An 11069-nucleotide genomic window follows, 5' to 3' on the forward strand; every position below is an offset into this window, starting at 1 on the left:
GTCGACCATCGTGGCCAGCGCCAGACTGGGCTGGCCCGGATGCCGCGCGGCCTGCTCCGGCAGATAGGGAATATGGATGAAGCCGCCGCGCACGCCCGCCGGCACGCTCTGCGTCGCCAGCAAGTGCATCAGCCCGTAAAACACGTGATTGCAGACGAAGGTGCCGGCGGTCTGCGACACCGAGGCCGGCACGCCGGCCGTGCGCATGCGGCGCACGATGGCCTTGATCGGCAGGCTGGAAAAATACGCCGCGGGTCCGTCCTCGGCAATACGGGTATCGATGGGCTGGGCGCCGGCGTTGTCGGCAATGCGCGCGTCGTCGACATTGATTGCCACGCGCTCGACCGACATGTCCGGGCGCCCGCCCGCCTGCCCCACCGCGATCACCAGCACGGGCTGCAGCGCATCGAGCAGGTCCGCCATGGCGTCGTTGGCCGCGCCGAACACGCAAGGCAACTGGCGCGCGACGATCACGGCCGCATCGGCGCCATCGGGCGTGCCGCCGATGCGCTCGCCGTCGAGCGCGCGCACGACCTCCCAGGAAGGATTGATGGGTTCGCTCTCGAACGGCTCGAAGCCGGTCAGCAGCACGGTACGCATGACAGGGACTCCTGGCCGGAAGCCCGGTTGCCCGGGCCCCTGGCCAAACTTTCGCGGCGGGACCGCGTTCTTACATGAGGAAATACAGCAGTGCGATATTGGCCACCAGGATCATCAGCGCGGTTGGCACCTGCGCCCGGATCACGGCGTTCTTGTCGTCCAGCTCCAGCAGCGCGGCGGGCACGATGTTGAAGTTGGCCGCCATCGGCGTCATCAGCGTGCCGCAGTAGCCCGAGAACATGCCGATGGCCGCCATCACCGCCGGATTGCCGTGGAACATGTTCACCAGGATGGGCACGCCGATGCCGCCGGTCATCACCGGGAAGGCGGCAAAGCCATTGCCCATGATCACGGTGAACAGCGCCATGCCCACGCAGTACACCACCACGGCCACCAGCCTGTAGTCCATATTGATATAAGCCGTGGTCAGGTGCGCCACCGCCTTGCCCACGCCGGCGTCCGCGAACACCAGGCCGAGCATGGCGAGCATCTGCGGCAGCACCAGCGCCCAGCCGAGCGACTCGGTCAGCCGGCGCGATTCGCGCACGCCCTGCACCACCGTGTCTCGGGTGAGCCAGCATGCCACGCCAAGCGCCACCAGGCAGCCGATGCCAAGCGAGACGAAGGTGACGTTCTTGGGATCGAGCAGCGCCAGGCCGGCGAGCTTCACGTCCTTGAACAGCAGCGTGCCGATCACGGTCACCAGCGGAATCAGCAGGGCCGGGATGAACAGCCTGTTGCCAAGGCGCTTGGCCGAAGTACGGCGCTCGGCTTCCGGCAGCGTGCTGTGCTTGCCGTGGCCAACGCCGCCAAAGCCGGCGATCAGCGCCATCACCACGGCGCCGATGCCGACGATGGCCGGCGGCAGCTTGTCGCCGATCAGGAAGACCAGCGCATACAGTGCCCAGAACAAACCCGTGCTGAGGCGGCGCGGATGCTCGCGGTCGGCGAAGGTCATCAGCGCGGTGATGGCCAGCACCAGGCCGGCGAGCCAGTAGAGATAGTCGATCGAGATAATCATGGCTTACTCCCCGCTCTTGGCCGTGGCGGCAGCGCCGGCCGTGGTGGCAGCCTTGCCGCCGCCCACCTCGCGTTCCAGCCACATGTCCAGGCGCTTGAGGCGCACGGCGTGGATCAGGAAGGCGCAGATCGCGGTGGGGATGCCCCACACGGCGATATGCAGCGGTTCCACGTCGATATTCGAGGACAGCAGGAAGGTGTGCATCAGCGCGATGGCGCCGAAGGCCACGAAGATGTCCTCGCCGAAGAACAGGCCAACGTTGTCGGTGGCCGCGCAGAAGGCCAGCACGCGCTGGCGCACCGGCTCGGGCAGCTTGCCGAAGCGGGTCTCGGCCGCGCCTTCGGCCATCGGCGCCAGCAGCGGACGCACCATCTGCGGATGGCCGCCGAGGCTGGTCAGGCCCACCGCGGCGGTCAGTTCGCGCACGCCGAGATAGACGATCAGCAAGCGCCCGACCGTGGCCGAGGCAATGCGCGAGATCCACGCCTGCGCATGTTCGCGCAGCCCGTGCCGCTCGAGCAGGCCGATCACCGCCAGCGGCAGCAGGATGATGAGCGGCAGGTTGCGCGTCTTGACAAAGGCGGTACCGATCGCCGTGAAAATCTGCATGACCGGCATGGGCGCCGCCAGCCCCGTGGCGATGGCGGCAAGCGCCACCACCATCATGGGATTGAAGCGCAGCACGAAGCCGAGGATGATGATGCCGACCCCGACTAGGGGCCAGAGATTGACTGCCTGTTCCATGAGAGACACCAATAGAGTGTGATGGAGGCGAGTGCCACGCGCCGCGTCATGCCGCTCGACGTCGCGCGGGTCACAGTGAATGCCGGAAGCCTGGGGGCGCGTCCGTTGCGATTAACGCGTGGTACGCCCCTTCAGCCGCCGGCGCGGATTGCAATGCCTTCGGCGCCGAGCCGCTCGCGGATGCGGCGCGCAAAGGCAAGCGCGTGTGCGCCGTCGCCGTGCAGACACACGGTTTCGGCGCGAATCGGTACATAGCTGCCGTCGATGGCGCGCACGCGCTGCTCGCGCACCATCTCCAGCGTCTGGCCCAGGGCCACGTCCTCGTCTTCGTGCAGCGCGCCGGGCGTGCCGCGCTTGACCAGCGAGCCGTCCGGGTTGTAGCCGCGGTCGGCGAAGACCTCTTCCTTCACCTTGAGGCCGGCTTCGCGCGCCACCTTCACCATCACGCTGCCGGCCAGGCCAAAGAAGACCAGGTCCGAATCGAAGTCGCGCACGGCGCGCACGATCGCATCGGCCAGCCTGGCATCCTTCGCGGCCTGGTTGTAGAGCGCGCCGTGCGGCTTGACGTGCGCCAGCTGCCCGCCCTGCGCGCGCACCATCGCCGCCAGCGCGCCGATCTGGTACAGCACGTCCGCGTACACCACCTCCGGATCCCGCTGCATCTCGGTCCGGCCGAAGTTCTCGCGGTCCGGATAGCTCGGATGCGCACCGATGGCCACGCCCTGCTCCAGCGCCCACTTCACGGTCTGCAGCATGGTGGCGGCGTCGCCGGCATGCCAGCCGCAGGCCACGTTGGCCGAGCTGATCAGTGCCAGCAGTTCGCGGTCGTTGCCGCAGCCCTCGCCGAGGTCGGCGTTCAGGTCGATATGCATTGCGTTACTCCTCTTCGGTCTTGCGGCCTGTGTTGATCTTGAATCCGGGGGAAGGGCGTCGTCTTGCGGCTCAGGCCACCGCCGCGCGGCTGCGCGTGCGCCGCCGCGATGCGATCACCATGCCGTCGCCCTGCCACCGCAGCGCCTGGTCCACCTGCTGCAGGTAGCGGTCCAGCCCGGCCTGCGCGGCGGCGGCCTCATCCAGCGAGACACGCACGAAGCGCACCGGCGCGCCCAGCGGCACCTGCGCCAGCCGCCACAGGTCGGCGCCGATCACCACGCCGATCTTGGGATAGCCACCGGTGGTCTGGGCATCGGCCATCAGCACGATGGGCTGGCCGGCCGGCGGCACCTGCACCACGCCCGGCAGCACGCCGTGCGAGAGCAGGTCGGCGCCCTGCCCGGGCTGGCGCGCCAGCGCCGGGCCTTGCAGGCGCAGGCCCATGCGGTTGCTGTTGGGCGTGACGATCCAGTCGGACTGCCACAGCGCCTCGCGCGCGGCGGCATCGAAGTCTTCGTATTCGATGCCGGGCAGCATGCGGACCGGCATCGCGTCGCCCAGCTTCTTCACCGGCAGCGCCCAGGCCGGGGCCTGCACGCCCAGCCAGTCGCTGTCGTCGGCCACGCCGGGACGGCCGGCGTCGAGCCGGTCGCCCTCGCGCAGGCCGCGGCCGTCCAGGCCGCCGAAGCCGGCCTTCAGGTCGGTGCTGCGCGAGCCCATCACGGGCGCCACCGCAATCCCGCCCGCCACGCACAGATAGGTGCGGGTGCCGCCCTGCGCGGCCGACAGCGTCAGCGTCTCGCCGCGGCGCACGTCGAAGGCATGCCATGACCACACCGGCACGCCGTCGAGGTTGGCCCGGCATTCGGCGCCGGTCAGCGCAACCCGCATGTCGGCGTGGAAGCGCACGGCGGCGCGGCCCAGCGTGAATTCGATGGCGGCGTCTGCCGCGGGGTTGCCGAGCAGCCGGTTGCCGATGGTGAGCGCGACCGTATCGAGTGCACCGGCGGTGCCGACGCCAAAGCGGCGAAAGCCGGGACGGCCGAGATCCTGGACCGAGGCCAGCGCGCCGGGACGAATGATCTCGATCACGCGAAGGCCCTCCGCGCCGCCCCGGCAAGACGGCAAGGCTGGCGACCGGGCGCGGGCGTGCAAGCGGCGCAGGGAACGGCGCAGGAGACGGCGGAAAGATGGCTCACGGCAGCACTTCCTCTACAACAAATCGCACGGTATCGCCCGGCGCGAACAAGGACGGCGGATCTCGGTCGGCCAGGAACAGTTCGCTGGCGGTGTGCCCGATCAGCTGCCAGCCGCCGGGCGCGGCGGCCGGGTAGATGCCGGTCTGCTCGCCGCCGATACCGACCGAGCCGGCCGGCACCGACAGCCGCGGCTCGCGCCGGCGCGGCGTGGCCAGCGACGGGGACATGCCGCCCAGATAGGCGAAGCCAGGCTGGAAGCCGAGGAAGTACACGACATACTCGCCCTCGCTGTGGCGGCGCACCACTTCCTGCACCGAGAGGCCGGTATGCGCGGCGACTTCGGCCAGGTCGGGCCCGTATTCGCCGCCATATCGCACGGGAATCTCAACCAGCTTGCCCGTGGCCGCGCGTGCCTCGCCCGAAGCCCAGGCGAGCTTCAGGTTGCGCTCCAGCGCCTCGGGATCGGCGTCGGGGCCGAACACCACGGTGAGGTTGTTCATGCCCGGCACCGCATCGACCACGCCCCGCCATTCCGCGGCACGCTGCGCCATGGCCCAGATACGTCGCTGCACATCGAGCGAGGCCGGCGGCGGCACGCTGCACAGCAGCGCGCGCTCGGCCAGGCGGTGAACGGAACATGGGGTCATGGAAGGCACGGGCAGGGGGACCTGTCTTGCAGTGTAGGCGGGCGCACTGGACTAGTCAGGCGCGATGCCGGCTGCGACCCGGTCCGTGAGCAGAATCTTTTTTCATCGACAATTTGTCGATAAATTCATGATAACCAAACAATAAGATGCTGGGACTAGGTGTAGACCCTAGGGTTTCCCGCCCTCGTGTTTGCGGGCGGCCAATGCTGCGCCCTGTCCTGGTGCGGCTCGAAGGACGTGCGAATTCAACCGGTGCAAGGGTGCCCGGCGCGGCTCCCGCGACGAACCAGTCCGGTGCGATTCCGGCGCGCGCGGGCTCGCCGGCGCGGACTTGCGCAGGAGAAAAAAAATCGGGGGAAACAGGTCTGGCCGTGGCGCGCATGCAACGCCAGGTAGGTCTGCAGCGGGTGCCGCAGACAAAAAAACGGCCGGGTGGATACCGGCCGGTCTGCTGACAACGTTGGATCTGCGCTGGTGGCCTCCCCTCTCTCCGTGAGGAGGGGGAGTGACAGCCATCGTCATTGCCGATGGTTCTGGCGCATCCTGGCGGCTTCGCTTAGCGCCAGCGGTTCACACCGTCGTCATTGCGGACGGCTTTGGCTCGTCAGGCGAAGCCAGCCTTGTGCGCCTGCTCGTCGGCGTGGTAGGAACTGCGCACCATGGCGCCCACGGCGGCATGGGTGAAGCCCATCTTGTAGGCTTCGGCCTCGAACATCTTGAAGGTGTCCGGATGCACGTAGCGCATCACCGGCAGGTGGTGGCCCGACGGCGCCAGGTACTGGCCGATGGTCAGCATGTCGATGTCGTGGGCGCGCATGTCGCGCATGACTTCGAGGATCTCCTCATCGGTCTCGCCCAGGCCCACCATCAGGCCGGACTTGGTGGCCACGGTGGGATTGCGGCGCTTGAACTCCTGCAGCAGCTTGAGCGAGTGCGCGTAATCGGCGCCCGGGCGCGCCTGCTTGTACAGGCGGGGCACGGTTTCCATATTGTGGTTCATCACGTCCGGCGGGCCGGATTGCAGGATGTCCAGCGCCTTGTCCAGGCGGCCGCGGAAGTCCGGCACCAGGACTTCGATGCGGGTGGCCGGCGACAGCTCGCGGGTCAGCGTGATGCAATCGACGAAATGCTGGGCGCCGCCGTCGCGCAGGTCGTCGCGGTCGACGCTGGTGATCACCACGTAGTTCAGCTTGAGCTGGGCGATGGTGCGGGCCAGGTTGCCCGGCTCATTGGCGTCGAGCGGATCGGGGCGGCCGTGGCCGACGTCGCAGAACGGGCAGCGGCGCGTGCACTTGTCGCCCATGATCATGAAGGTCGCGGTGCCCTTGCCGAAGCATTCGCCGATGTTCGGGCAGCTGGCTTCCTCGCATACCGTCACCAGGTTGTTGGCGCGCAGGATGTCCTTGATCTCGTAGAAGCGGGAGCTGCCGGTGGCCGCCTTGACGCGGATCCACTCGGGCTTCTTGAGCTTCTCGGCCGGCACGATCTTGATGGGAATGCGCGCGGTCTTGTCCGCCGACTTCTGCTTGCGGGTCGGGTCGTACTGCTCCGCCTGGGGTTGCGGGGCTTCGCTGGAAGTGGCGATCAGGGCGTCGCTCATAGTGTTCTCCGCACGCGCGGTGCGTGCATATTCGGCTGGATGACTAATTGGCCAGGGCCGCGGCGGTATTCCGGTCGGCTGCCAGGGCGCGTTCCTGCGCCACTGCCAGCACCTCGCACAGCGCCGCCGCAAGGCGCCGCGCGATATCGGCTTGTTGTGCCGCGGTCACGGGCAGGCGGGACGCGCCAGCCGCATCGGCCACCGCCAAGGTGGCGCCCGCCGTTGCCATGTCGACCGTTTCCAGGCCGGCATAGCCGCAGGGGTTGATGCGCAGGAAGGGCGCGAGGTCCATCTGCACGTTGAGGCTGACGCCGTGATAGCTGCAGCCGTTGCGGATCTTCAGGCCGAGCGCGGCGATCTTGGCGCCCTGGTGCGGACCTTCGCAAAGGTAGATACCAGGCGCGCCGGGCTTGCGTTCGGCTGCGAGATTATACGCTGCGAGCGTGTCCAGCACGGCCTGCTCGATCGCGTGGACCAGCTCGCGGACCATCAGGCGGCGCCGGCGCAGATCGAGCAGCAGGTAGGCCACCACCTGGCCAGGACCGTGATATGTGATCTGGCCGCCACGATCGATCCGCACTACGGGAATCGCCTCGTCGGGCGCCAGCAGGTGCGCGGGATCTCCCGCCTGGCCAAGGGTGTAGACCGGAGGGTGTTCGACCAGCCAGATCTGGTCGGGGGTATCGGCAGTGCGTGCGGCGGTATAGGCGCGCATCGCGTCGAAACAGGGTTCGTAGTCTTGCCGGCCCTGCTCGATGACTTCGATGGCTTGTATCGATTGCATCCCGGCAGTTTAACGAAAATAAGGAAAAGGGGCGGATCGCACTGGATGCCGCCCCTCTCCCGCTCTTTCACTCCGCGCTTGCCCGGCTGGCATCGGGGGTGTCCCGCGAATGCACCAGCCGCAGATGGCCGCGTGCGCCGCCACCCGCCTCAGGAGGCAGTGACCCGGTCCTGGCCAGGCGTCCACTCGGTGCCTCGAACCAGACGCCGCGCCATGCGCCCCAACAGGTGCGGCAGGCTGACGGCAGGCCGGCGGGCCTCGGCGATCAGGGCCAGGCGTACCGGTTGTTTGGCGCGGGGATCGATGCTCAGCGTGATCTCATCGCCGCTTTCGAGCAACTGGCTGCCGCCGCAGCGCAGCCAGTAATCCTCCGCATCGCCGGCGCGGGTCAGCCAGACGTCGGTTCCGGTAGCCTCTTCCACGCGCAGGCGCTGGGCAGCATGGATGGAAAGCGAGGTGACTTCGCCCGGGCTCAGGGTGAACAGGGTTGTTGTGAGCAATGTTTTCATTTTGGGCATCCTTCACTGGCATCGCCGCTCGCGCGCCCGCTTGCCCGGAATGGGCTGCAGCCGGTCGCGCCAGCCGGGGCGGGCTACGCTATTACTTGACCGGAACCGGTGCGGGCAGAGCGCCGATGCATTGCATTCTAGTGATTGCCCGGCCCCTTCCAAAACGATATATTTTCCGTGTTCTTGTTAGAGAAACTCACATAAGACGAGGTCGGGGATGGCGCTGAAGGGAGTATGGGAGAGAGATTTGCCACGTGGCTGGCACCGCGAGCTGCCGCGCCTGCCGCCACTGACCGCGCTGCGCGCTTTCGAGGCGGCCGCCCGGCACGAAAGCTTTTCGCGCGCCGCCGCGGAGTTGTTCGTCACCCACGGCGCGGTCAGCCACCAGATCCGCGCACTGGAGGAGGAACTTGGCCAGCTGTTGTTCGAACGCAACGGCAAGCGCGTCAGCCTGACGCCCGGCGGCCGGGCCTACGCCGCGCGCGTACGCGAAGCGCTGCTGGAGATCGCCGACGCCACCCGTGTGCTGCAGGCAGGCAACCGCGACAAGCGCCTCACCATCAGCACCATGCCCTCCTTCGCCGCGCGCTGGCTCACACCGCGCATCGGCAGCTTTATCGAACGGCATCCCGAACTCGACGTGGAGTTGCTGTCATCCAACACCCTGGTGGATTTCGGACGCGAGGAAGTCGACATCGCACTGCGCATGGGCAGCGGCGACTATCCCGGCCTGTATGTGGAAAAACTGCTGGACGATGTGTTCTTCCCGGTCTGCAGCCCAGCCTTCAACGGCGGCAAGCTGCCGGCACGGCCGCAGGACATGAAGGGCATGCCGCTGCTGCGCGGCGAGGGCGACCCGTGGAAGCCATGGTTCGAGGCCGCCGGGCTCGACTGGCCGGAGCCGCGCAAGGGCCTGCTGCTGGAAGACTCCTCGCTGTTGCTGCAAGCGGCGGCGGCCGGCCAGGGCATCGCCCTGATCCGTTCCTCCCTGGCCTATAACGACCTGCTCTCCGGACGCGTGGTGCGGCTGTTCGACGTCGGCATCGCCTGCCCGTGGCTGCTCTACTTTGTCTGCTCGCCCGGCATGCTGGAAGCGCCCAAGGTCAAGGCCTTCCGCGCCTGGCTGCTGCCCGAGATGGAAGGCTTCCGCAGCATCCTGGCGCAGTGGGAGAGTTAGGCGTCTTCGCCGGGGACGGGAGCGGAAGGACCGGCAGCCTCGTCCGCAGCCGGCTCGCCGGCCTTGGGCTCAGCCATCGGCGCCGGCACCGAGCGCACCCGCCCGGCGCGCGGATGGGCCTTGTCGTAGACCTTGGCCAGATGCTGGAAGTCCAGCGCCGTATAGATCTGGGTGGTGGCAACGCTGGCATGGCCGAGCATTTCCTGCACCGCCCGCAAATCGCCCGAGGACTGCAGCACGTGGGTGGCAAAGGAATGCCGCAGCATGTGCGGGTGCACGTCGGCGGGCACGCCCGCACGGATCGCCTGCTGCTTGATGCGCAGCTGCACGGTGCGCATCGGCAGGCGCCGGCCACGCGCGTTCAGGAACAGCGCATGCGCGTCTTGCGGCAACGCGCCGGGGCGCAACAACTGCGCGCGCGCGCCGAGCCAGGCGCGCAGGGCGTCCATGGCCTTGCTGCCGACCGGCACGGTGCGGCGGCGCGCGCCCTTGCCGATCACCGTGACCTCGGCGCCGTCCATATCGATCCAGCCGGCGGAGCGGTAATCCCCGTCCTCGGTATAGCGATGGTCGAGCTGCACCAGCTCGGACAGGCGCAGGCCGCTGGAGTAGAACAACTCGTACACGGCCTGGTCGCGCAAGCCTTCGGCACCCTCGCCCGCGCTGTGCGAGACCAGCGCCACCGCATGCTCCACCGACAAGGCCTTGGGCAGCCGGTGCCCGGACCTGGGCGCGCGCACGCCGTCCACTGGATTGGCCTCGACACCCAGGCCATGGCGCGCGGCCCACAGGTAGAAGCCGCGCCACGCCGACAGCGTGCGGGCGATGCTGGTGCCGGCCAGGCCGCCGCCATGCAGCCGCGCGGCAAAGCCGCGGATATGCTGGGTCTGCAGCGAGAGCAGGGCGCAACCGGGCGCGTACCGGGCAGCGTGCGCCTGCAGCACCGACAGGTCGCGGCCGTAGCTGGAAAGGGTATGGTCGGCAAGCTTGCGGCTACTGGCCAGCCAGTCGAGGTAGCGCAGCACCAGGGGATCGGGCGTGGGCTTGGCGAGCGGCCCGGAAGAGACCGCCTCGCGCGCCGCGGGCTTCCGCGGCTTGGCTGCGGTCTTGCGCGCAGCGGGCTGCTTCGCGCCGGCCTTGCGTGGCCGCGCGGCCGGGCCGCCGGAGCCGGGCGGACGGGCGGCCGTCATGGCCGGGTCCGGATAGCGCGGTCGCGGCGCATGATCCGGCTTGCGTCCACTAGTCGCGCAGCCGGTTGAGCGCGGCGCCGGCCACTTCGCCGATCTGCGCCAGGTAGGCCGTGCCCATGCCCTCATGGAAACGCCGCACCTCGGGCGACCCCAGCACCAGCAGCCCGAAGGCCGCTCCGAGCGTGCCGGCGTCGCGCACAGGCACGCGCAGCGTCACCATGGCCAGCGAGGCAATATCGTCGCGCTCCAGCCAGGCTGCCGCCTCGAAGCCGCTGTTGACACCGCAGTACGGCGCGCGCAAGCCTTCGGCGAACAGGCGGACATCCTCGCTGACGCCCTGCGTGACTTCCATATGCGCGTAGCCCTCGGCCACATTCCACAGCTTGAGGGCCACGCCCGGCACGTCGAATACCTGCTGCAGCCCGTCCTGCACCGCGTAGGGCAACGCGTGCGAATCCACCTCGGCCAGCAGGCGCAGCTGCCAGGCATGCATGCGCTGCTGGGTGCGGTCGTTATCGTGCCCATGGCGGACCAGATCCGCCAGCTTCAGCTCCAGGCCCTTGTTCTTCTCGCGCAGGATTTCCATCTGACGCTCCTGCAGCGACACCGCGCGGTGGCTGTGCGGGCTGGTGAGCTGCACCGCCGCCAGCAACTCGGCGTGGTCTTCGAAGAACTGGGGATTGGACTGCAGGTAGGAGGCAACTTCTTGGGGGTTCATTGGCTTC

General features: G+C 68.5%; 12 protein-coding genes. 1 reads left to right on the forward strand and 11 read right to left on the reverse strand.

All coding sequences use genetic code 11. The features are described 5' to 3' along the window. The 9 genes from pcp to P3W85_RS36715 all read right to left on the reverse strand — a co-directional run. The coding region (gene pcp, locus P3W85_RS36675; protein ID WP_276268387.1) for a pyroglutamyl-peptidase I at positions 1 to 600 on the reverse strand (600 nt) is incomplete at its 3' end. A gap of 70 nt (positions 601 to 670) precedes the next feature. Beyond that, positions 671 to 1621 carry a DUF979 domain-containing protein gene (locus P3W85_RS36680; protein WP_017230202.1) on the reverse strand — a complete coding sequence of 317 codons (951 nt, stop codon included), beginning with the start codon at positions 1619 to 1621 and terminating at the stop codon, positions 671 to 673. Between the two features lie 3 nt (positions 1622 to 1624). After that, the gene (locus P3W85_RS36685) at positions 1625 to 2365 is read right to left on the reverse strand and encodes a DUF969 domain-containing protein (protein ID WP_017230201.1); all 741 of its coding nucleotides are present in this window, start codon (positions 2363 to 2365) and stop codon (positions 1625 to 1627) included. Positions 2366 to 2496: 131 nt separating this feature from the next. After that, entirely contained in the window at positions 2497 to 3237 is a 741-nt protein-coding gene (gene pxpA / locus P3W85_RS36690; protein ID WP_276268388.1) for a 5-oxoprolinase subunit PxpA, read from the reverse strand. A 70-nt stretch (positions 3238 to 3307) separates the two neighbouring features. After that, a complete protein-coding gene (locus P3W85_RS36695; protein ID WP_276268389.1) occupies positions 3308 to 4330 on the reverse strand; it encodes a biotin-dependent carboxyltransferase family protein in 1023 nt (340 codons plus the stop codon). A gap of 103 nt (positions 4331 to 4433) precedes the next feature. Then, entirely contained in the window at positions 4434 to 5084 is a 651-nt protein-coding gene (gene pxpB / locus P3W85_RS36700; RefSeq protein WP_276268390.1) for a 5-oxoprolinase subunit PxpB, read from the reverse strand. Positions 5085 to 5688: 604 nt separating this feature from the next. Beyond that, positions 5689 to 6684 carry a lipoyl synthase gene (gene lipA / locus P3W85_RS36705; RefSeq protein ID WP_017226381.1) on the reverse strand — a complete coding sequence of 332 codons (996 nt, stop codon included), beginning with the start codon at positions 6682 to 6684 and terminating at the stop codon, positions 5689 to 5691. 43 nt (positions 6685 to 6727) lie between these two features. Beyond that, entirely contained in the window at positions 6728 to 7459 is a 732-nt protein-coding gene (gene lipB / locus P3W85_RS36710; protein WP_276268393.1) for a lipoyl(octanoyl) transferase LipB, read from the reverse strand. 158 nt (positions 7460 to 7617) lie between these two features. After that, entirely contained in the window at positions 7618 to 7977 is a 360-nt protein-coding gene (locus P3W85_RS36715; RefSeq protein ID WP_017226383.1) for a DUF2917 domain-containing protein, read from the reverse strand. A gap of 217 nt (positions 7978 to 8194) precedes the next feature. Between P3W85_RS36715 and P3W85_RS36720 the strand changes: the two genes are divergently transcribed. Beyond that, a complete protein-coding gene (locus tag P3W85_RS36720) occupies positions 8195 to 9154 on the forward strand; it encodes a transcriptional regulator GcvA (RefSeq protein ID WP_276268391.1) in 960 nt (319 codons plus the stop codon). Here the strand turns inward: P3W85_RS36720 and P3W85_RS36725 are convergent. After that, the gene (locus P3W85_RS36725; RefSeq protein WP_276268392.1) at positions 9151 to 10344 is read right to left on the reverse strand and encodes a tyrosine recombinase XerC; all 1194 of its coding nucleotides are present in this window, start codon (positions 10342 to 10344) and stop codon (positions 9151 to 9153) included. The two genes, P3W85_RS36720 and P3W85_RS36725, sit on opposite strands and share 4 nt — an antisense overlap. 49 nt (positions 10345 to 10393) lie before the next feature. Further along, complete coding sequence (locus P3W85_RS36730) at positions 10394 to 11062, reverse strand: DUF484 family protein (protein WP_276268394.1); 669 nt, start codon at positions 11060 to 11062, stop codon at positions 10394 to 10396. Between the last annotated feature and the right edge of the window lie 7 nt (positions 11063 to 11069).

The sequence above is a fragment of the Cupriavidus basilensis genome (genome assembly GCF_029335485.1).
GTDB classification, from domain to species: domain Bacteria; phylum Pseudomonadota; class Gammaproteobacteria; order Burkholderiales; family Burkholderiaceae; genus Cupriavidus; species Cupriavidus basilensis_E.

What these genes read in the sequence shown, in the direction of transcription:
- pxpB (WP_276268390.1), bottom strand. Translation starts at nt 5,084, where the DNA reads ATGACCCCATGTTCCGTTCACCGCCTGGCCGAGCGCGCGCTGCTGTGC.
- P3W85_RS36685 (WP_017230201.1), bottom strand. Translation starts at nt 2,365, where the DNA reads ATGGAACAGGCAGTCAATCTCTGGCCCCTAGTCGGGGTCGGCATCATC.
- lipA (WP_017226381.1), bottom strand. Translation starts at nt 6,684, where the DNA reads ATGAGCGACGCCCTGATCGCCACTTCCAGCGAAGCCCCGCAACCCCAG.
- P3W85_RS36720 (WP_276268391.1), top strand. Translation starts at nt 8,195, where the DNA reads ATGGCGCTGAAGGGAGTATGGGAGAGAGATTTGCCACGTGGCTGGCAC.
- P3W85_RS36730 (WP_276268394.1), bottom strand. Translation starts at nt 11,062, where the DNA reads ATGAACCCCCAAGAAGTTGCCTCCTACCTGCAGTCCAATCCCCAGTTC.
- P3W85_RS36725 (WP_276268392.1), bottom strand. Translation starts at nt 10,344, where the DNA reads ATGACGGCCGCCCGTCCGCCCGGCTCCGGCGGCCCGGCCGCGCGGCCA.
- pxpA (WP_276268388.1), bottom strand. Translation starts at nt 3,237, where the DNA reads ATGCATATCGACCTGAACGCCGACCTCGGCGAGGGCTGCGGCAACGAC.
- P3W85_RS36715 (WP_017226383.1), bottom strand. Translation starts at nt 7,977, where the DNA reads ATGAAAACATTGCTCACAACAACCCTGTTCACCCTGAGCCCGGGCGAA.
- P3W85_RS36680 (WP_017230202.1), bottom strand. Translation starts at nt 1,621, where the DNA reads ATGATTATCTCGATCGACTATCTCTACTGGCTCGCCGGCCTGGTGCTG.